Genomic DNA, 21893 nt, shown 5'->3' on the forward strand with positions numbered 1-21893 from the left:
GTAGCATATTGTTGAGGGTTTACAATTACCTTTGTCATTCTACCACATCATCACTTATGTTTAATATACTCTTTAACCATATTCAGGAAAAAGTCTCGCTCACAGAGGCCGATAAATTGGCTATATCTCGTTTTTTTGTGCCTAAAAAACTAAGAAAACGCCAATATCATTTACAAGAAGGTGAAGTTTGTAAATACTTTGCGTTTGTGGTTAAAGGTTTGTTAAGAACCTATAATGTTGATGGGAAGGGAAACGAACATATCAACTTTTTTGGTTGGGAGGGCTGGTGGATTTCTGATTTTAATAGCTTTTTATCAGAAGAGCCAGCAGAGTTTAACATCGATGCCATTGAAGATTGTGAACTGCTTTTAATTTCCAAAGCAGATTACGAAGCACTTACATTAGCCGTGCCTGTGATGGATCGTTATTTTCGAATTCTTTACCAAAATAGCATCGTTACGAAAGAGCGCCGTTTGATGAGTTCTGTAACGCATACGGCCGAAGAAAAATATCTGGAACTGATGGAATCGAATTCAAAAATTTCAGAGCGCCTTTCTCAAAACCTGATTGCATCTTACCTGGGTATTGCGCCCGAAACACTTAGTCGAATTAAAAAAAATCTCTCATCAAGAAAGTAACCGGCTATTCAAAAAAATATTCATCACTCCTGTACCCGTGCCCTGTTTGAAAAAACAGATTAATGCTGAAATATCTTAATGCGAAACAAATTCTCTGTAAACAAAAAAAAGTTTACAGGAAAAATGTTTCACTTTTTGTAAACAAATTCTCTGTAAACAAAAAAATATTTACAGGAAAAATTTTTCGCTAAATAAAATTCCAGCTACAGTTTCATTAACTTACTCAAATGGCTTTCATCGGTAAGACCAAATTCCTGGGCAATTTGCTTTAATCCAAACCTTCCGCTCGCTAAGCGCTGTTTAATTAACTGGTTTCGGTAGGTTTTAATGTATTCACGAAGAGTAGAGCCAGTTTGCTTCTTAAAATATGGACCGATATAATCTTTTGTACGGTTAAATTGCACGGCCATTACAGCAGCCTTAAGCTTTTCTGGCTGATAAATGTATTTATGGATGTAACAAAATACAGCCTGAAGATCTGCACTCCGGTGTGCATTCGATTTAATCTCTGGCATATTTCGTTGTAAAATATGCGCAATGGAAAGTGCCTGCATCCAGATCAGTTGCTCATTCCTCAGCAAATCTTCTTTTAATGATATGATGACATCAAAAAGCATACTGATGCTTAACTGATCTTGCTGGTCAAAAACAAAAGCAGATAAATGTGTCTCCCGGCTTTTTATCAGGTATTCTAAATGACGGATGCCTGGATGATCAAAATTTCCATCCTGATAAAGATAAGGATCGATAAATTTCAGGTAGATAAAGCGTGTTTTTTTCTCAACTACAAAGTAATGCGCCTCCTCGGGACCGATTAGAAAAACCTCACCACCCTTGTAATCTACCTGAACAGAATTAATAAAATGGCAGCCCGATCCATGCTTAATGTAAATTAATTCATAATGATTGTGCTGGTGAGGCGGATGCGTCCATTCCTCAACTTCAAAATCAGAAATTTTAAGGGGCTCAAACTGTTTGTATCGTTTAATCATAGATTGATACAAATTTATCATAGAATTATACCAAAAATGAAAAATATTTCGGTGGAACTTTGATGTGTGAGCATAAGCGCACTTATTAAGTTAATATGAAACAGAAAAATACAGCACTCATAGTGGGTGCAAATGGTGTAATCGGCAGTAATCTGATTGCACATCTGGAAAGTCTGGAAGATTGGGAAATCATCGGACTATCCAGACGAGGAGGGGAAAATAATGCTAAAACCACTTATCTATCCGTAAATCTTTTAGATGCAGAAGATTGTAAAGAAAAGCTAAAAGGTTTAACAGCCATTACCCATATCTTTTATGCAGCATATCAGCACGAAGACACATGGGCCGAATTGGTAGCGCCCAATCTGGCCATGTTAACCAATGTGGTAACCACCATCGAAAAAGTGGCAACAGGTTTAGTCCACATCAGCCTGATGCAGGGGTACAAAGTTTATGGTGCGCATTTAGGTCCTTTTAAAACACCTGCGAAAGAAACGGATGGCGGACACATGCCTCCAGAATTTAACGTAGATCAGCAAATGTTTTTAGAGAAGCAGCAAATTGGTAAAAGCTGGACATGGTCTGCCTTGCGACCTTCTGTTGTAGGGGGCACGGCCATAGGTAATCCTATGAATTTAATATTGACAATTGCCGTTTATGCATCCATTTCTAAAACCCTTGGCCTTCCGCTTCGCTTTCCGGGTAAACCAGGTGTCTACGATAAATTAATGGATATTACAGATGCCGGCCTGCTGGCTAAAGCAACCATTTGGGCAGCAACAAATCCACAGTGCGCCAATCAGGCATTTAATATTACCAATGGCGATCTTTTCCGCTGGAATGATTTATGGCCGAAAATTGCCCATTATTTTGAAATGGAAGTTGCCCCGCCTTTAACCATGCCCCTGCAAACTGTTATGGCAGATAAGGCACCGCTATGGGCAAAAATTCAGGAGCAATATGGCCTAGAAAAGCATCTCTATGAACAGGTATCATCATGGGCATTTAGCGATTTTGTATTTTCATGGGATTATGATTTTTTCTCAGACGGGAACAAGGCAAGGCTCTTGGGTTTTCATGAGTTTATGGATACGGAACAAATGTTTTACAGCTTGTTTGATGAGTTAAGGGCTAAAAAGATAATTCCGTGATGGAATATAATTTATGGTATCATTGATTTAATGGTGACGATTAGTCTGCTATAAGCAAAATTAGATTGATGAAGAAAGGTTTCAAAAACAATCCCTTTCTAAAGCAGGTTATTTCTATATGGAGATTAAAAAACGAACCATTGTGATAACAGGTGCTTCAAGTGGAGCCGGTAGGGCAATAGCACTAGAATTTGCCCGTAAGGAAGAGCGATTAATACTTGCTTCACGAAACCTTAACATATTAAAAGAAGTAGCTGAAGAATGTGAGGCCTTTGGGGCAGAGGTGAAGTGCCTGGAAGTGGATGTATCTGATTATCATGCCATACTCAACCTGGCTGCTGCTGCTGATGAATTTGGAAGCGGTATAGATGTTTGGGTAAACAATGCTGGGGTATTAGCTGTAGGTGCCTTTGACGAGACTCCAATGGAAGTTTCTGAACAAGTGTTGAAAACCAATCTTTTGGGTTACATGCATGGCGCACATGCCGTTTTGCCTTATTTTAAAAAGCAGGGTAGAGGTATTCTGATTAATAATATTTCAATAGGAGGATTTTTGGCTGTGCCGATGGGAGCCGCCTATTCGGCTAGTAAATTTGGTTTAAGGGGATTTGGGCAAGCGTTAAAGGCAGAATTGTCTGCTTATCCTAACATTCATGTTTGTGATGCCTTTCCAGCTTTTCTAGATAGTCCCGGAATTCAACATGCTGCAAATTATACAGGTAAATATCTGAAGCCTGCTCCACCGGTTTATGATCCGGAACGCCTGGCACAGGCCATTGTTAGTCTTGCTGACCATCCCAGAAGAGAAAAAATGGTGGGAAGTGTTTCGGTGCTACTGCGCCTTTCGGCAGGGCTTTTTCCTACGCTCACACAAATGATTGCAGGTATAGTGATTAAAGGCTATCTTAAAAGAGCAGATCCCATTCCAACCACGAATGGAAATATCTTTACACCTGTTCCTTATGGTAACGCGGTTCATGGTGGTTGGGGGATTCCGGGTAAACCCAAAGCGCACCGAAAATACATTGCTGGTATTGCTGCTTCACTGGCTTTAATTGCCCTTGTTAAAATAGCAGGAAAATAAACTGCTAATTAAATTCTGATTCAATAAAAAACGGCATTTCTTTTTGAAATGCCGTTTCTGATAATTTATTAAAAGCTTTTATTATTCTGCCGCTGCCTCAGCATTGATAGAACTTACTGCAATTTCAGTTAGTGCTACATCAGTTGCTTTTTCATTTTCCAATGTTTGGCTTAATAAATCTGCTACATCCTGATGACCCATGTTTTCGGCGAAAACCTTAAGTGTTCCATAGGTAGCAATTTCATAATGTTCTACTTTTTGTGCCGCTAAAATTAAACCTGCATCACGAACCATGGTGCCTTTATCTGTTTCAGAAATGATGCCTTCAGCTTCTTCTAAAAGTCCGGCCATTGCCTCGCATTTTTTTGCTGCGGCTTTCTCACCCAATAGTTCGAAAACCTGTTCAAGCGTTTGGATATGTTGCTGTGTTTCTTCTGTATGTTTTTCAAATGCGGCAATAAGTTCTTCACTGGTTGCTGCCTTTTTCATCTTTGGAAGTGCCTTTACTAAATGTTTTTCTGCCCAATAGATATCTTTCAATTCATCAACAAAAAATTCATGAAATTCTGAATCTTCCATTTTGCCAGTTTTAGTTTTAGTAGTTGCCTTTTTACTGGTTGATGCTTTACTGGTTGATGCTTTACTGGTTGGTGCTGTTTTACTGGTGGTTGCTTTTTTAGCAGTTGTTTTTGTCGTTGCCATAGTGTTTATATATAGTATGATGTGTGAATAGAACCCTGTCTATTGGAATAAGGTTTTGGCTATTTTAATCTTCTTTGCTTTAAGTTCATTGGTTTAATATTCATGAGTTAAAGGCTCATGTTGAAATAAGCAAACTGTTTTGGAAATGCTAAACTTTTAATTCCTGAGGGTTGTTTTATTAATGGTAACACGTAAAAAAAATTAATATGAAAGCAAAAGAGCGCTATGATCGCATTCCCGATCAGCAGGAGGGAAGTAAAATTGATGTGGAGGAAAGCCGCAATTTTGAAACAATAAATGATGCAACTGCTTTTTTTGGAGTAGCCTGTCGCCGTTTATTGAATATTAATCTATGGGGCGAAATATCGGGTTTGTCCAGTTTCCAACTTTTTGATGAACATGGAAATGAAGTACACCGTGAAGGTATGCAAGGCGATTATATCCGAATTGATATCCCTGGCCCAGGAACTCAATCGGGTGATGGTTTTGACTGGGTAAGAATCGAGGAAATTATCCAACATCAGGATGCTGAAGAAGAGTTACTTGCTATTAAGGTTCGCCCTAGTGTAAAGCCGATGGCTGAAAACACCTCACCCGCACATTTTTTAAAAGCAGAGGCTACCTCAACATTTATTGTTCGCAGGCTGCAAATGATTGTTCAGGCAGAAGAACACGGAAGAAATGAAATAGCAAATACTGATACCGAGAATATGTTAGATAATGCCAGAAACTTATTGGTAGGTGGTGCAGCTAAATTAGGTTTGTCTTATCCACAATGGAAGTTACTTGTAAAGGGAATAATGGAACCCGCGTAGTATTACATGAAAATTAACAACAATTAAATATCAGAAATAGACTGTTTCTATTTCTGATATAATTTAGCTACTGCTTTTAACTAAACCATTTAGTTGGTTTAAAATATAAAGGCCAAATGGTTCTATTTTCTAAAGGCTTTTACCATCGTGGCGGTAACCAGTGCGCCCACCAGATAATATGCTACAGTAAGCACTTTTACCTGATTATTTTTCGCAACAGGTTCAGGATTTAATCCCATTGACTTTGGAAGCGTAACAGCACCCATGCCAGCCGCTAATCCAGATACAATGCTTCTTGTAAAAACGTTTTTAACATTGCCATTGCCTATCAGGCTATAATAAATGGTATTACTAATTAAATCTCCGGCAAGCGTTGGGCCATATAAAGCTTTTCCCCGCTTGCCGCCTATACCGAAAAAGTCTAATGCATGGCCAAGTGCTTCTTCGCCTAAGCGATCAACACGGGGCACATTTGAACTTTTATTTTTCAAGCTTTCATGTAAAATATTCAGCGCAACTGCTCCGGCAAAGCCTGCTATTAAATTTGTTACCTTGTTCATATGTTAAGCATTATTTTTACAGGAACCTGATGGCATTCTATTGAACAATTTATTAAACTGATTCATTATTTGTCCTTCCCAGTTTTATCATCTGTTTCCGCATCAGTCCCAAGTTGTTGTTTTGCCAATTCTTCCGGACTTTCTTCATCACCAGTATAGGCACCATCGGCATCGCTGCCTTTAAGATCATCAACCGGAATTACACCAACTTTTTTTTCTTTCGATTCTTCTGTTTTATTTTTTTCGTTTTCCATGATCATCCTTTTTATATAAATACAACAGTATGAAACAGGCAAAGTTTAGTTTAAATCATATTGTTTAGATTCCATTAAGATGAAAAACTAAAAAGTCTTGCAAAATCACTTTCAGGATCTTCTAGTATGTTAAATATGCTGCCAGGAACAAAATTTAAAACAATTATGCCAATTATCTCTTTATGTTTTCGTGGTATTATAAAATGAATGTATATTTTGCATACCTTAAATAATTAGATCATATGGCCTCAGGTTTTTTTGCGATTTTAGATGATATAGCTGCTTTAATGGATGATGTTGCGGTTACCGCTAAAATTGCCACCAGAAAAACTGCTGGTATTTTGGGCGATGACCTGGCGGTGAATGCAGAAAAAGCCACAGGCTTTTTGTCATCCCGTGAGTTGCCAGTGCTTTGGTCTATAACCAAGGGATCATTAATCAATAAGATCATTATTGTTCCGATTGCGCTACTGTTAAATTTTTTCTTTCCCATCGCCATCAAGTATATTTTAATCTTGGGTGGGTTTTACCTTGCCTATGAAGGTGTTGAAAAAATAATAGAGTATTTCTTTCATCGCCATGCACATGGAAAAGTTGCCAAAGATGTTGTACAGGATGATAAAGCAGCAGAAAAAGCAAAAATAAAATCGGCAGTAACCACAGATTTTATTCTATCAGTTGAAATTGTAATCATTGCGCTGGGCACTGTGTTGGATAAGAGTATCACCCTCCAAATTCTTACTGTTTCAGTTGTGGCAATCTTAGCTACCGTGGGCGTTTATGGTATTGTTGCACTAATCGTACGAATGGACGACGCAGGATATAAGTTGGTCAAACATGCCAATAATAAAGGATTCTTTTCGGCGCTGGGCAATTTATTGATCAAATCTTTACCTGTCATTATCAAGATACTTAGCATTGCAGGAACTGTAGCCTTGATATTGGTTTCTGGCGGTATTTTTGTTCATAACATTGATTTTTTACATCATTTCCTGCCCAATTTAATGTCAACAATCAAAGAGTTTGCTATCGGATTAGTGGCAGGACTATTGGCTGTTGGTGTAGCGGAAGGCGTGAAAAAACTGATTTCCCTATTTAAAAAGTAGCAGATCATTTTATCTACTTGAGATAAGTTCTTAAAAATGCCTGCGGATTATAGAAGCGGTCATCAAGCTGAGTCTTATTCATGGTTAACCAACTGGCGCAGCCGTAATCATCAAATTTTTTTCTAATCTCGAGGTGCAGGTGGTGATAATCGCCACCATATTTTTTACTTTCTTCCTTCGTAAATAAGCGTGCGAGTTTAGTATCCTGATTTACCGTTTGACCATTGCTCACATAAACCTCACTAAGGTGCTTGTAGCTGGTAAACATTATTGTGCCATTCTTCAGCCGATGCTTTACCACAACAGTTTTTTGATTTTCGCCCAAATGGATGGAACAAACCACCCCATTCGCCATGGCGTATACTTCTATCAGCTTAGTTTTTGATATAGATGGATTGATATCAATAGCGGTATGAATATGGCCTTTATAATAGCTATCGCGATGGTCGCCAAAAATACTGATGATTTTAATGTTTGCTATTTTCTTTCTGTCAATGCTTTTAAAAGGTAAGAACCAACTATCGGCAGTCTTGGCTGGAGCTAAATCGGTGTAATAAGGTTTCCACCTATTTTTATCTTTATCGATGGTTGGCGTTTCTACAAATAAAAAGGCAAGGAAAAGAATCAAGCTGGTTTTCATGGGGAATCAAATTAAAAGGCAAGATAAGTTTATTTTCTTTTTAATTCAATTACGGTAATTTCCGGCCAGATACCAATTCTGCCGGAAAAGCCTAGAAATCCGAAGCCCCTGTTTACGTTTAAATATCGGTTGTTTTCTGTTTTAATACCTGCCCAGTGTTTGTATCTATATTTTACCGGACTCCATTTAATGCCAAATGCCTCAATGCCAAACTGCATTCCGTGGGTATGGCCAGCCAGTGAAAGCTGAATTTTTGAAGGATGATTTTTAACCTGCGCATCCCAGTGTGAAGGATCATGCGAAAGCAGAATTTTAAAATCGTTCACTGCAGTATGTTGAAGTGCTCTGTTTAAATCACCTCGCTCACCAAAACCAACACCCCAATTTTCAATGCCTGCCAGAATAATTTTTTCTCCATTCTTCTCCAACACTACATGCTCATCCAAAAGAAGTTTAAAACCTAACTCCTGATGATAAGCTTTTAGCTGATTTAAATTTTTGATTTTATCTGCCTCCGTTGGCCATTTGATATAATCTCCATAGTCATGGTTTCCTAAAACGGAGAACTGCCCAAATGGTACTTTAATCTGTGAAAATAGGGGAATGTATGGAACAATTTCAGATGCAGCATTATTAACCAAGTCACCAGTGAATACAAATAAATCACTTTTCTGTGCATTAATAAGGTCGATGCCTTTTTGCACTTCTTTGGGTTTAGTAAAACTTCCTGCATGAATATCAGAAATTTGAGTGAGCGTGAAGCCATCAAAACTTTGAGGTAAATCATCAAAATACAAAGTGTGTTTAATGACCCGATAGGCATATTTTCCGTTTCTTATTCCAAATGCAAAAAGTAATACGGTTAAGCCAAACATCATTAAAGCCACATCTACCCAATAATAACTTCTTTCGTCCATATGATAACCCTGTGGCTGAAAGTTGGTAGTAATAGAACTCGCTACCCTATAAAGATCACCAATGAATAAAAAGATGGCAAATACCGTTTCGGCAGCCAGCATAATTAAGAATGCATGGGTTACAATAGTGAAAAATTGATTAATACCTTTACGCATTTTGGTAATGGCTAAAACCAATGCAACGGTTATACCAACAATAAATACCCAAAAGGCCGGCGCTAACCATTCTTGATGGATAACTACCTTAATTCCTGAAAGTACATAAGCGTTAAGGATAAAAAAAATTAAAGCCACTATTAATATTGGCAACAAACCAGATCTTCTTTTCATTTTAAATAAACAAGCGGCAAAGTTAAATTTAAAACCTGCAACTTTAGATTTGAGTTTCTTGGAGAGATCATTTTTACTCAACTTTGATTAAAGGTCAAAATCACTTAAACTAATTTACTTTCAGACTGAAATTCGGAGTTATCTCCTAAAATAAGACAGCCATTATAGCTTATTTTATAATTATACATAATTTAGTAGCTTTGTAAGATATATGCTATCCAAAAAAACCAAATACGCCATCAAAGCACTTGTTGCACTTGGTAAAAATGTAGAAAGACCACCGATGCAGATCTCTAAGATTGCAGAAGAGGAGCATATTCCTAAAAAATTCTTAGAGCAAATTTTATTAGATCTACGCAATGCAGGTTTCTTATACAGTAAGAAAGGAGCAGGTGGCGGTTATAGTCTGAATAAAAAACCTGAGGAAATTCTTTTGGTGCATGTAATGCGTGTTACCGATGGGCCAATAGCAATGGTGCCTTGTGCCAGCTTAAATTTTTATCATAAATGTGATGAATGTGAAGATGAAAAAACCTGTGGTATCAGAAGTGCATTTATCGATGTAAGAGATGCCACACTAAAAGTACTTAGTGAAACCAGCATTGCCGATGTGATTGGTCGCGAAGATACTTTGAAATTGGGAATCGATAGTTTATAGGATTTAAGCCTTTATAACGGAGTAAAATTATGCTTTGTTATCTATCTAATTAACTAATCATTAGAATCTTGCGCTTCTATTTCCTTATGTGCCTTATATGGTAAATCTAAATTGAGCCTTATTTTTTACCATTTAAGTAATATAAGTTTCAGATAAGCTCTCAGGTATCAGTAATAAAGGTTATTAGATTTAAAATGGCTTTTATTCGTATAGAATCATGTTGTGAAGAGTGGTATAGTCATTTCTATTTTATTACATGCCTTATATGGTAAATCTAATTAAGTCTTATCATTATTTACCATTTAAGTAATATAAGTTTCAGATAAGCGCTCAAGTATTAGTAATAAAGGTTATTAGATTTACAATGGCTTTTATTCTTATAGAATCATATTTTAAGAGCGGTATAGTCACTTCTATTTTCTTATGTTCCTTATATGGTAAATCTAAATTGAGCCTTATTTTTTTATCATTAAAGTAATATAAGTTTCAGATAAGCTCGAATGTATAAGGAATAAAGTTTTATTAAATTAAAATTATCTTTATTGATATAGAATCATATAGTAAGAGCGGTATAGTCACTTCTATTTTTCTTACGTTCCTTATATGGTAAATCTAATTTAAGTCTTATCATTATTTACCATTAAAGTAATATAAGGTTCAGATAAGCTCAGTAGGATGAATAAAAAACGTTATTCATCAAATGTAGCTTATCTAGTTGGAGCTGAACTATTTGATATATCTACAAACTTTTTTGAGAAAAATTACTACTATTCCTATATACTTTATATATTTGAAAAATGAACTTCAAATCTATAGTTAAAAATACCGGAGCCAAATTGATGTGCTATTGTTGTAAAACAAAGTAGAAGAGGTATTTAAATAATTTATAGGTATAAAATATTGGATGCTTCTCAGTAAAAAGAGAAGCATTTTTTGAATAAAGCTAACAACACATATGCAAAGTTTCAGAACAGAACTCGAAAACAATATAGTCGAGCAAGACATCATTGATTTAGAGAATAAGATTAAAGCTTTTCGCGATGGGACCATTCACGATGAAAAATTCAGAAGTTTACGCTTAGCCCGTGGAGTTTACGGACAAAGACAGCCTGGCGTACAAATGATTCGCATTAAATTGCCATTTGGAAAGGTAACTTTTAAACAACTATTGCGTATCTCGGATATTGCAGATGAGTACGGAAGTGGGAATTTACACCTGACCACCCGTCAGGACATTCAATTGCATTATGTAAGCTTAGACCGAACGCCAGAACTTTGGGCGAAACTGGAACAAGATGATATTACACTTCGTGAAGCTTGTGGAAACACCGTTCGCAATGTAACGGCATCTCCCAATTCGGGAATAGATAAAGATGAACCTTTTGATGTATCGCCTTATGCTCATGCGGTTTTCAAATACTTTTTACGCAATCCGATTTGCCAGGAGATGGGTAGGAAGATTAAAATTTCTTTCTCATCGAGCGATAAGGATACCGCTTTTAGCTACATCCATGATTTAGGATTTATTCCAAAAATCAATGAAAATGGGGAGCGGGGCTTTAAGGTTTTATTTGCAGGTGGTTTAGGCGCACAGCCATTTTTAGCCAGCCCAATTCATGAATTTTTACCTGAAGATCAGTTGATTCCTTTTACAGAATCGGTATTAAGGGTATTTGATCGCTATGGCGAACGGAGCAATAGAAATAAAGCCCGATTAAAGTATTTAGTGCAAAAATTGGGTTTAGAAGAAGTTTTACGTTTAGTCGCCGAAGAACGCATTGCCAATAAAGTAAAAACCTATACTATAGACAAAGATGCGGTGCCCCAGCCTGCAATGCCTTTGGAACAGCACTATGATGAAGTGGAAATATTAAATGAAACACATTACAAGCATTGGTTAGCTACAAATGTTGTTGATCAAAAGCAAGAGGGTTTTTATTCGGTTTATGTGAAGGTTCAGGTAGGCGATATTAAGACGGATAAGGCAAGAGCATTTGTAAATGCCATTAAACCTTATGTGGCAGATGAAATCAGAATCACTCAAAATCAGGGCTTATTGTTAAAATTCGTACGAAAAGAAGCTTTGCCATCATTATATGCGGCGCTAAATAAAATTGGTTTCACTACAGCAGGTTTTGATAGTCTGGCAGATATTACCACTTGCCCAGGAACGGATACCTGTAATTTAGGAATTTCCAATTCAATGACTTTAGCGGAAGTTTTGGAAGATGTGATTTATACTGATTTTCCTGAATTTATATACGAGAAAAATATCAAAATCAAAATCAGCGGCTGTATGAACTCTTGCGGTCAGCATGGTTTAGCAGAAATTGGTTTCCACGGAAGTTCGGTGAAAGCAGAAGGCAAGGTGGTTCCAGCCGTTCAGGTGATGTTGGGAGGAGGTACAGTAGGTAATGGTGTAGGTAGAGTAGCAGAACGCGTAATTAAAGTGCCTTCGAAAAGGGCAACAAGTGTTTTGCATTTCATTTTAAATGATTTTAAAGCCAATAACCTGGAGGACGAGAACTTCCATCAATATTATGATCGCAAAGGAAAAGACCATTTTTATCAGCTGTTAAAGCCTTTGGCAGATTTAACAAATCTTCAACAAGAGGAGTTTGTAGATTGGGGACATGTAGAGCAATTTGTTACCGCAATTGGCGTAGGTGAATGTGCGGGAGTGGTGATTGATTTGGTAGCAACTTTACTTTTAGAAGCTGATGAAAAATTTGAATGGGCAAAACAGAATTTAGAAAAAGGGGCTTATGCCGACGCCATTTACCATACTTACAGCACATTTGTAAGTGCAGCAAAATCATTGCTTTTAGATAAAGGCGTAAACAGCAGTACACAAGTTGGAGTAATCAGAGAATTTGATAATCATTATGTTGAAACAGGTGAATTTAATTTGCCAACAAACTTTTCAGATTTGGTACTTCAAATTAATAAAAATGAGCCTACTGCTGCATTTGCACAAAAATATTTTAATGAAGCAGATGCATTTCTAAATCAGATTAAAGAAAAAAGGGCAGTAGAAGTGAAATGATAGAATGAAGGAATTAAAGAATTAGTGAATATGTATATAATACAATCGCTAGAAATACATTCACTAAATCAATCATTCAAAAATTCAGCAATAAAAAAATATGGTTAATCAAAATAGAGAATCAAGAATTACACTTTTAGGTGCAGGTCCCGGAGATCCGGATTTGTTAACTTTAAAAGGTGTTAAGGCATTACAGGCTGCAGATGTAGTACTATATGATGCGTTAACCAATGAGGCATTATTAGAACATGCACCAGCAGAAGCCATCAAAGTGTATGTAGGGAAACGTTCTGGTGAGCATTCTTATCCGCAGGAAACTATTAATAAGCTGATGATTGATTATGCCTTAAATTATGGCCATGTGGTACGCTTAAAAGGTGGCGATCCATTTGTTTTTGGCAGGGGATATGAGGAGTTGGATTATGCAGCATCTTATAGCATTCCTGTTGATGTAATTCCTGGTATTTCCAGTTCAATTGGTGTTCCCGGCTTACAACAAATCCCTGTTACGCACCGTGGCCTAAGCGAAAGCTTCTGGGTAATCACAGGCACAACCACGTCAGGTGAGGTTTCTAAAGATATTTATCAGGCTGCAGAATCAAATGCTACCGTTTTAGTATTGATGGGCTTAAAAAAATTAGCTAAAATTGTTGAGATTTTTAAGTCAGCGGGTCGCAGCGCTTTACCGGCGGCAGTGATTCAAAATGGCTCATCAGCAGATGAAAAATTAATTTTAGGTGTAGTAGAAACGATTGAAAGTCTTGTTCAACAGGAAAATATAAAAGCACCTGCACTTTTAATTTTTGGTGAAGTAGTTTCTTTACATCCATCATTTAAAAACCTAGTGAAACAATATGCAAATATTGCCTAACCCTTCAGATGATTGTGCAGCGTCTTTTTCAGAAGAAGAAAAAGGCAATCAGCTTTTTCCGGTTTTTGTAAAGCTGAACAAGTTGCATACTTTACTGATTGGTGCAGGAAATATAGGTCTTGAAAAGTTAACGGCAATTGTGAATAACAGTCATCTGGCAAAAATCACAATTGTTGCAGAAATGGTTTCTGACGAAGTTAATGCATTGGTAGCCAGCTATCCTAATATTAAGATAAAACAAAAAAGCTTTGACGTTTCCGATCTGGAAGATATTGATATAGTTTTTGCGGCTACCAACAACTATATCCTGAATGAGGAAATCAGAGTTGTTACGCATGATAAAGGCTTGCTGATCAATGTTGCAGATAAACCAGAACTCTGTGATTTCTATCTGGGTTCTATTGTACAAAAAGGCGATTTAAAAATTGCCATTTCAACCAATGGAAAGTCTCCAACCATCGCCAAGCGATTAAAGCAAATTTTGAATGAGGGTATTCCGGCAGAGCTGGATGAGACTTTACAAAACATGAGTGCACTTCGCCAAACCTTAACCGGCGATTTTTCTGCAAAAGTTAAAAAGCTGAATAAGGTTACCAAAAGTTTAATTTATCCAAAAAAGAGTTTTGCAGAGCGCAATATAAAATGGTTAATCTGGATTGCTTCGATCTTGCTTATCGGCGCTATTGGTATTTCTTTGTGGAATACTGAGCCCGAATTTCAGTCGTTTTTAATTCATATAGATCCATTGTTTTATTGGTTTTTGGGCGCTGGATTTTTATTTGCACTCATAGATGGAGCTATCGGAATGTCTTATGGCGTTACCACAGCATCTTTTTCACTGGCAATGGGTTTACCTCCTGCATCAGCAAGTATGGCTATTCATATTTCAGAAGTAATGAGCAATGGTATTGCTGGCTGGATGCATTACAGAATGGGTAACGTGAACTGGAAACTGTTTAAAATTTTAATTATACCCGCAATTATAGGAGCAGTTTTAGGGGCATATATCTTATCGTCTTTAGAACATTATGCTGCTTATGTTAAGCCTGTAGTTGCTGTTTATACTTTGTTTTTGGGCGGTGTCATTCTGATGAAGGCTTTTAACATCAAGAGAAAAAAGGCGGATGAAAAAATCAAGAAAATAGGCCTTTTAGGTTTTGTAGGTGGATTTATTGATGCCGCATTTGGTGGTGGATGGGGTTCTATTGTATTATCTAGCTTAATAGCAGGTGGCCGTCACCCACTATTTTCATTAGGTACAGTAAAAATCAGCAGGTTTTTTATTGCGACTTTAAGTTCGCTAACATTTTTTACGATGTTGGGTGGCAAACACTGGGAAGCTGTTGTCGGTTTGATTATTGGTAGTGCAATTGCATCGCCAATTGCGGCAAAGGTTTCTAATAAAATTTCAGCCAAAACCATTATGGTCGCAGTTGGAATTATTGTAATGATCGTGAGCTTACGCAGTGTGATTATGTTTATTTTAAAATTAATTTAGTGATGGGGAATTTAGCGGAGATTAACCAGGAACTTTCTGGTTTAAGTACAATAGATAGATTGAAATATTTGGCTGACAGATATGCTGGCAGGATTATTTTTTCGACCAGTTTCGGTTGGGAGGATCAGGCCATTACACATCTCATTTTTTCAAATCATATTCCAATTAAAGTGTTTACATTGGAAACGGGCCGTCTTTTTCCTGAAACTTATTATGTTTGGAACCGTACATTGGAGATATATAACAAACCTATCCATGCTTACTATCCAAAAAATGAATTGTTGCAGGAGATGGTGAATTTGAAAGGGCCAAATAGCTTTTACGACTCGGTAGACAATAGAAAAGAGTGCTGTTATATTCGTAAAATTGAACCTTTAAAGAGAGCGTTAAAAGGGAATGATATCTGGGTGACTGGAATCAGGGCTGAGCAGAGTCCTAATCGTGAAGATATGCATGATTTAGAATGGGATGAAGGAAATCAATTGATTAAATTTCACCCTATTTTTGACTGGACCCTGGATGATGTGAAAAGTTACATTAAGGAAAATAATATTGTTTATAATACCTTGCATGATAAAGGTTTTCCAAGCATCGGCTGCGCCCCATGCACAAGAGCTGTTCAGCCGGGCGAGGATTTTAGAGCAGGCAGATGGTGGTGGGAAGACCAGAGTAAAAAGGAGTGTGGATTGCATGCTACTGAGGCTAAAGGCGCGGAGTTGGGAAGTTGATGAGTTGGGAAGTTGAGTTGAAAAGGGTTAGAAACCAATAAGTTCGTTATTACGAAGCTAGACAAGAGTGAGCCGAAGCAATCTGTTGTGAAAGAAATAAGCACTCATGGAGAGGGTGGAATAGATTGCTGCATTGGCTGAAAAAGCCTTCTCGCAATGACGAGGTGTATAAAAGATAATAAGAATGCCTCTCAACAAATCGTCATTGCGAGTCTGGATAGAGTGAGTCGAAGCAATCTTAACGTAAATAGAGAATAACAACAAACATAAATAGTTGAATAGCGGAACATTCCAACCTTCAACAATAAAACAATACAACAATTTTAAATGAGCACATATAATTTTGATTATTTAGACGAACTGGAGGCTGAGGCGATTCACATTTTACGTGAAGTGGCCGGGCAATTTGAAAAGCCAGCTTTGCTATTTTCAGGTGGAAAAGATTCAATAACTTTAGTTCGTTTAGCGGAGAAAGCCTTTCGTCCGGGAAAATTCCCATTCCCATTGGTTCATATTGATACCGGTCATAATTTTGAAGAAACCATCACTTACCGGGATAAAATGATCGAAAGAATTGGTGAACGATTAATTGTAGGTTCAGTTCAGGAATCAATAAACCAAGGTAAGGTGATTGAGCAAACTGGTAAGAATGCCAGTAGAAATGCTTTACAAACAGTTACTTTATTAGATACTATTGCAGAACATCAGTTTGATGCCTGTATTGGTGGTGCCCGTAGAGATGAAGAAAAAGCAAGGGCGAAAGAGCGTATTTTCTCCGTTCGTGATGAATTTGGACAGTGGGACCCAAAGCGTCAGCGCCCGGAGCTTTGGAATATTTACAATGGCAAAATTCATAAAGGTGAAAACGTCAGAGTTTTTCCCATCAGTAACTGGACAGAATTAGATGTATGGAATTATATCCGAAGAGAAAAAATTGAATTGCCAAGCATTTATTTTTCACATGAGCGTGAAGTGATCACCAGAAATGGTCAGTTAATGGCGGCATCTCCATTCTTAAATATGGATGATGATGATCTGGTGTTTCGCAAACAAGTGCGTTTCCGGACAGTGGGCGATATGTCTTGTACGGCCGCAGTTGAATCAGAAGCGACTTTGATTGATGATATTATTGACGAAATTAGTGCATCAAAAATCTCTGAGCGTGGTGCAAGATTGGATGATAAGGTTTCTGAAGCTGCAATGGAAGATAGGAAAAAGGGTGGGTATTTTTAAGGGAGTATCAAGTATCAAGTATCAAGTATCAAGTAGCGAGTATCAAGTATCAAGACTGGGTGCAAGCTAAAAAAATTAACCCTTAAATAAACTAAGTATGAGTATTAAATTGATAGACTGCAATTTGTCTTGATACCTGATACTTTTATCTTAATAATAAAACAAACATGAACATATTAAAATTTTTTACAGCAGGCAGTGTTGATGACGGTAAAAGTACCTTAATTGGCCGTTTGTTATATGATACAGATTCCATTTTAGCTGATCAGTTGGAAGCCTTACAAAGTTCTAACCGTAAAAACGATGATGGAACAATAGATTTAGCCATTTTAACAGATGGTTTAAGGGCCGAGCGTGAGCAGGGAATTACCATTGATGTAGCCTATAAATATTTTCAAACCGATAAGCGTAAGTTTATCATCGCCGATACGCCGGGACACATTCAGTACACTAGAAATATGGTTACTGGTGCATCTACAGCTAATCTGGCAATCATTTTAATCGATGCCCGGAATGGAGTTGTTGAACAAACCATCCGTCATTCATACCTGGTTTCCTTATTAGGCATTAAACATATTGTGGTTTGTATTAACAAAATGGATATGGTTGGTTATGATGAGTCTGTTTACAATTCAATCATCAATAAATACCAAGTTCTGGCGCAGCAACTAAAGCTTGTTGATGTTAATTACATCCCGGTTTCTGCTTTAAAGGGCGATAATATTGTTCAAAATTCAGAGCATATGGACTGGTACGAAGGTGAAAGTTTATTGCATTTTTTAGAAAAGGTTGATACGGATAATTTAGATAAATCTCAGTTGGCTCGGATGCCTGTTCAATGGGTTATTCGCCCTCAAACTGAAGAATTGCATGATTATCGTGGCTATGCCGGACAGGTTTTAAGCGGAACATTTAGCTTAAACGATAAGGTTACTATTTTGCCTTCAGGAGCAAGTTCTACCATCGAAAAGATAGAATTTTTTGATCAGGCACCAACTGCCGCTCATGCTGGACAGTCCGTTACTATTCATTTGAAAGACGATGTAGATATCAGTCGTGGAGATACCATTGTAAACGCATCGGCTTTGCCACAGGATTCTAAATTAATAGAGGCCGATTTATGTTGGATGGATGGTCGTGCATTAGATACTTCGATTATGTACTTAATTCAGCATAACAGCAAGGTAACGAAATGTAAAGTCAGTGAAATTTTGCATAAGGTGGATATTAATACTTTAGAGAAACACCCAGCAGATGAGTTCAAACTGAATGATATCGGAAGGGTGATTTTAAAAACAGCTGATGCTTTAGCTTTTGATTTATATGATGATAATCGTGCCAATGGCTCGGCCATTTTAGTTGATAGTCGTACGAATTTAACAGTGGGTGCATTAATGTTTAGGGCAGCTGTAGAATAGCTTTGACTGTAATCATTAAATAATATTAGTTCTATATTTGGGATACTTTAGGCAGGGGATCAGTTTGATTGCCCTGCCTTTTTTATTAAAGTAATTTTTTTGCTTGTGGAAACGTTTAATATTTTTCATCTAATTAGTATATTTTCATCTGAAACTTTAAATTTATAATTATGAAAAGAAATCTTCTATACATTGCCTTTGCTGCTGTTCCATTTACTTTTGCCTGTAACCAATCTGAAAAGAAAGCTGATTCAGCAAAAAAGGATTCTGTTATGAGTGAAACCTGTTATGCATCGTCATTTGAAAAGGATAGCGCAGCCATGATTTTGAAAACATTGTCTTCTGGAAAAGTTACAGGTTCATTATTGGTGAAATATGCAGATAAGCCACAAAATAAAGGTGAGATTAATGGTAAGTTTCATGGGGATACGCTTTTAGTTGATTATCGATTCAATACCGGCAACGATACCAGTAGAGCATATACTAATCCGCTGGCTTTTTTGAAAAAAGAAGGAAAACTGATTATGGGCGTAGCGCAGATTGAAACCACACTTGGCAGATCATATTTTGTTAAAGGAAAACCGATTAATTATGACGCAGGGAAATTTACTTTTATAGAGGTTCCTTGTAAATAATACGATGTTTAAGGATTAAAAATCCTTAGTAAGATTAGTCTGGATTACAAATCCAGACCAACGTAATTTTGTTAGTCCGGAAATCTTTTCCGGACTTCTATAACTGTGGATTTTTAATCCACCATAAAGATTCAACAGCTTAATTTTGACAGTTTATGAATTTGAATTAACTCGCACCGAATATTAAGTTTGATTTAAGGATTAAAAATCCTTAGTAAGATCAGTCAGGATTATAAATCCTGACCAGCGTAAATGAAAAACAAATAACGAAAAACGCTTATACAAAATACTAAACAAAAAATATTTTAAAATAAATTACTACAATTTCTATAGACTTTGTATATTTGATTAATTAATAAATGATCACGAGCTAATCTTTTCTGTCATGATTTTAAATAAAGTTGAAAAAGCGAACATTGAACCGAAAATTACACTGGTAGGTGCAGGTCCTGGCGACCCGGATTTGTTCAGTTTAAAAGGCGTTAAAGCATTAAAGACAGCAGATGTTGTTTTATATGATGCAAATGTGAACGAAGCTTTATTATGTTATGCACCAGAAGGTATTCCGAAAGTGTATGTAGGTAAGCGTACTGATGATGAAGATTTTTCACAGGATGCTGTAAATAAATTAATCATTGACTATGCGCTAAATTATGGTCATGTGGTTCGTTTGAAAAGTGGTGATCCATTCTTTTTTGCTAAGGGTTATGAAGAAATAGATGCAGCCGAATCCTACAGCATTCCAACTGAAATTATTCCAGGGATTTCTAGTGCAACTGGTGCGCCAAGTTTGCAAAAGATCCCAATGATCTATAAAGATTTAAGCGAGAGTTTTTGGGCGGTAACCGGAACAAATTCAAAAGGAGAGATTTCTGAAGACTTATACGTTGCGGCAAAAACCAAAGCAACTATTGTCGTCTTAAATGGAATTGAAAAAGTAAAAGAAATTACGGCTATTTTTCAGCGTGAAAATAAAGGTTTATTGCCTGTAGCAGTCATTCAAAATGGATCTTCAAAAGACGAAAAGATTGCAATCGGAATTGTAGATACGATTGCTGAAGTTGTTGAGGATAAAAGAATTCAGGCACCGGCACTTTTAGTATTTGGTGATGTGGTTTCTTTACATCCCCAGTTTCAACCCATTAGAGATTTTTACGAAATCATTGCTGAAGAATACTAATATCAACTATAACCAATTATTTGATTTGTTATGAAACCGCATGCGAAAGCACTGCGGTTTTTTTATGGAGTTACAATTCTAAATAAATCTTATCCATTTAATATGGATCATAAAAAAAGACCAATATGGATATCCAAACTGGTCTTTCTACTATAATCGTATTTTAATTTAAATAATAGTTCCGCTTGGTAATACTGCGCCTTTTTTTACCACTACAATACCATCTTTAACAGCATATAATTCGTGATCACAATCTTCTAAATGCGCTCCTCCATTAAGTTTAACATCATTGCCAATACGACAGTTTTTATCAATGATGGCATTGTTGATGTAACATCTGTCACCAATACCAATAAGCGAATTCCCCATATCTGTTTCCATCTGAATTTCTTCCAATGTTTGATATCGATCGCTGCCCATTACATATGTATTGGTAACAACTGTGTCTTTTCCAATCCTGGCTCTGATCCCTAACACTGCATGTTCAATTCTACTGGCCTGAACGATACAACCTTCGGCAATAATAGCTTTCTCTAGTGTTGTACCAGATATTTTAGAAGGTGGCAACATTCTTGCCCTTGTAAAGATAGTATGGTTGCTATCAAACATATTGAATTTAGGGATCTCATCTGTTAAACCTAAATTCGCCTCAAAGAATGAGGAAATATTACCGATGTCAGTCCAGTAACCTTCGTACTGATAACTTAAAACCCGACTCTCGTTAATTGCCCTTGGCAAAATTTCTTTACCAAAATCTTTCTCCTCTTCATTTTCATTCAGGATATTAATTAAATAGTCCCTGTTGAATACATAAATCCCCATTGAGGCTAGAAAATTACGACCTTCAGCCTGCATTTCTGCACCTGTATCTGAAACCCATGCATCTAAACCCACTTTAGGTTTCTCGGTAAAGGAAGTAATCATGTTTTCCTCATCTGCTTTTAAGATACCAAAATCTGTAGCATCTTTAGCGGTTACGGGAATAGTAGCAATCGTAATTTCTGCATTTGCTTCAATGTGTTTTTCAATCATATCCTTGAAATCCATCTGGTATAATTGATCGCCAGAAAGTATCAGGATATAATCAAACTCATGTGAAACAATATGGTGCATACATTGACGCACCGCATCTGCAGTACCCTGGAACCAGCCAGCATTTTGAACCGTTTGCTCAGCTGCAAGAATATCAACAAATGCCGTACTAAAGTGGCTAAAGTGATAGGTGTTTTTAATGTGTTTATTTAACGATGCTGAGTTAAACTGTGTAAGTACAAACATGCGGTGAATTCCTGAATTCAAGCAGTTGGAAATAGGAATGTCTACCAAACGATATTTACCAGCAATTGGAACTGCAGGTTTAGAACGTGTTTGTGTAAGTGGCGATAGTCTAGAGCCCTGGCCACCGCCAAGGATAACGCCTAAAACTTTATCAGTCAT

21 protein-coding genes are annotated in these 21893 nt (G+C 36.9%); 14 read left to right on the top strand and 7 right to left on the bottom strand.

Annotated features, from left to right (window positions below; all coding sequences use genetic code 11):
• The first annotated feature begins 56 nt into the window (after positions 1 to 56).
• Complete coding sequence (locus EV200_RS03260; RefSeq protein ID WP_132529366.1) at positions 57 to 638, top strand: Crp/Fnr family transcriptional regulator; 582 nt, start codon at positions 57 to 59, stop codon at positions 636 to 638.
• 203 nt (positions 639 to 841) lie between these two features.
• Here the strand turns inward: EV200_RS03260 and EV200_RS03265 are convergent, their stop codons facing one another.
• Positions 842 to 1630, bottom strand: coding sequence for an AraC family transcriptional regulator (locus tag EV200_RS03265; RefSeq protein WP_165877845.1), 789 nt, complete (start codon positions 1628 to 1630; stop codon positions 842 to 844).
• A 95-nt stretch (positions 1631 to 1725) separates the two neighbouring features.
• Between EV200_RS03265 and EV200_RS03270 the strand changes: the two genes are divergently transcribed.
• Complete coding sequence (locus tag EV200_RS03270; protein WP_132529368.1) at positions 1726 to 2781, top strand: SDR family oxidoreductase; 1056 nt, start codon at positions 1726 to 1728, stop codon at positions 2779 to 2781.
• Between the two features lie 118 nt (positions 2782 to 2899).
• Positions 2900 to 3865: an SDR family oxidoreductase gene (locus EV200_RS03275; RefSeq protein ID WP_132529369.1), complete on the top strand. Its 966-nt coding sequence runs from the start codon at positions 2900 to 2902 to the stop codon at positions 3863 to 3865.
• An 81-nt stretch (positions 3866 to 3946) separates the two neighbouring features.
• Here EV200_RS03275 and EV200_RS03280 read toward each other — a convergent pair whose 3' ends face one another.
• On the bottom strand, positions 3947 to 4567 hold the full coding sequence (locus EV200_RS03280; protein WP_132529370.1) for a YciE/YciF ferroxidase family protein: 621 nt from the start codon (positions 4565 to 4567) through the stop codon (positions 3947 to 3949).
• Between the two features lie 206 nt (positions 4568 to 4773).
• Here EV200_RS03280 and EV200_RS03285 point away from each other — a divergent pair, with 206 nt between their 5' ends.
• A complete protein-coding gene (locus tag EV200_RS03285) occupies positions 4774 to 5382 on the top strand; it encodes a hypothetical protein (RefSeq protein ID WP_132529371.1) in 609 nt (202 codons plus the stop codon).
• Positions 5383 to 5504: 122 nt separating this feature from the next.
• Here the strand turns inward: EV200_RS03285 and EV200_RS03290 are convergent, their stop codons facing one another.
• The gene (locus EV200_RS03290) at positions 5505 to 5942 is read right to left on the bottom strand and encodes a hypothetical protein (RefSeq protein WP_132529372.1); all 438 of its coding nucleotides are present in this window, start codon (positions 5940 to 5942) and stop codon (positions 5505 to 5507) included.
• A gap of 65 nt (positions 5943 to 6007) precedes the next feature.
• Entirely contained in the window at positions 6008 to 6196 is a 189-nt protein-coding gene (locus EV200_RS03295) for a hypothetical protein (RefSeq protein WP_132529373.1), read from the bottom strand.
• A 242-nt stretch (positions 6197 to 6438) separates the two neighbouring features.
• On the opposite strand from EV200_RS03295, the gene EV200_RS03300 reads away from it, so the two are divergent.
• Positions 6439 to 7302, top strand: a complete 864-nt coding sequence (locus tag EV200_RS03300; RefSeq protein ID WP_132529374.1) for a DUF808 domain-containing protein — start codon at positions 6439 to 6441, stop codon at positions 7300 to 7302.
• Positions 7303 to 7315: 13 nt separating this feature from the next.
• On the opposite strand, the gene EV200_RS03305 is transcribed toward EV200_RS03300, so the two are convergent.
• A complete protein-coding gene (locus tag EV200_RS03305; protein ID WP_132529375.1) occupies positions 7316 to 7942 on the bottom strand; it encodes a M23 family metallopeptidase in 627 nt (208 codons plus the stop codon).
• Positions 7943 to 7971: 29 nt separating this feature from the next.
• A complete protein-coding gene (locus EV200_RS03310) occupies positions 7972 to 9189 on the bottom strand; it encodes a metallophosphoesterase (protein ID WP_132529376.1) in 1218 nt (405 codons plus the stop codon).
• Between the two features lie 211 nt (positions 9190 to 9400).
• Here EV200_RS03310 and EV200_RS03315 point away from each other — a divergent pair, with 211 nt between their 5' ends.
• The 9 genes from EV200_RS03315 to cobA (EV200_RS03355) all read left to right on the top strand — a co-directional run bounded on the left by EV200_RS03315 (position 9401) and on the right by cobA (EV200_RS03355) (position 20456).
• Positions 9401 to 9847, top strand: coding sequence for an RrF2 family transcriptional regulator (locus EV200_RS03315; protein WP_029283702.1), 447 nt, complete (start codon positions 9401 to 9403; stop codon positions 9845 to 9847).
• Positions 9848 to 10802: 955 nt separating this feature from the next.
• A complete protein-coding gene (locus EV200_RS03320; protein ID WP_132529377.1) occupies positions 10803 to 12893 on the top strand; it encodes a HEPN domain-containing protein in 2091 nt (696 codons plus the stop codon).
• 100 nt (positions 12894 to 12993) lie between these two features.
• Entirely contained in the window at positions 12994 to 13764 is a 771-nt protein-coding gene (gene cobA / locus EV200_RS03325; RefSeq protein ID WP_132529378.1) for a uroporphyrinogen-III C-methyltransferase, read from the top strand.
• A complete protein-coding gene (locus tag EV200_RS03330; protein WP_132529379.1) occupies positions 13748 to 15262 on the top strand; it encodes a TSUP family transporter in 1515 nt (504 codons plus the stop codon). Before cobA (EV200_RS03325) ends, EV200_RS03330 begins: the two co-directional genes overlap by 17 nt.
• Before the next feature lie 2 nt (positions 15263 to 15264).
• Complete coding sequence (locus EV200_RS03335) at positions 15265 to 15990, top strand: phosphoadenylyl-sulfate reductase (RefSeq protein ID WP_132529518.1); 726 nt, start codon at positions 15265 to 15267, stop codon at positions 15988 to 15990.
• A 327-nt stretch (positions 15991 to 16317) separates the two neighbouring features.
• Positions 16318 to 17223, top strand: a complete 906-nt coding sequence (cysD, locus tag EV200_RS03340) for a sulfate adenylyltransferase subunit CysD (RefSeq protein ID WP_132529380.1) — start codon at positions 16318 to 16320, stop codon at positions 17221 to 17223.
• A gap of 167 nt (positions 17224 to 17390) precedes the next feature.
• Positions 17391 to 18641 (top strand): sulfate adenylyltransferase subunit 1, encoded by a 1251-nt coding sequence (locus EV200_RS03345; RefSeq protein ID WP_132529381.1) that lies wholly within the window; start codon positions 17391 to 17393, stop codon positions 18639 to 18641.
• A gap of 170 nt (positions 18642 to 18811) precedes the next feature.
• Complete coding sequence (locus EV200_RS03350; protein WP_132529382.1) at positions 18812 to 19276, top strand: hypothetical protein; 465 nt, start codon at positions 18812 to 18814, stop codon at positions 19274 to 19276.
• 385 nt (positions 19277 to 19661) lie between these two features.
• Positions 19662 to 20456 (top strand): uroporphyrinogen-III C-methyltransferase, encoded by a 795-nt coding sequence (gene cobA, locus EV200_RS03355; RefSeq protein WP_132529383.1) that lies wholly within the window; start codon positions 19662 to 19664, stop codon positions 20454 to 20456.
• Positions 20457 to 20624: 168 nt separating this feature from the next.
• Here the strand turns inward: cobA (EV200_RS03355) and EV200_RS03360 are convergent, their stop codons facing one another.
• Positions 20625 to 21893 (bottom strand): glucose-1-phosphate adenylyltransferase, encoded by a 1269-nt coding sequence (locus tag EV200_RS03360; protein ID WP_132529384.1) that lies wholly within the window; start codon positions 21891 to 21893, stop codon positions 20625 to 20627.

The organism is Pedobacter psychrotolerans, assembly GCF_004340665.1.
Lineage (GTDB): Bacteria > Bacteroidota > Bacteroidia > Sphingobacteriales > Sphingobacteriaceae > Pedobacter > Pedobacter psychrotolerans.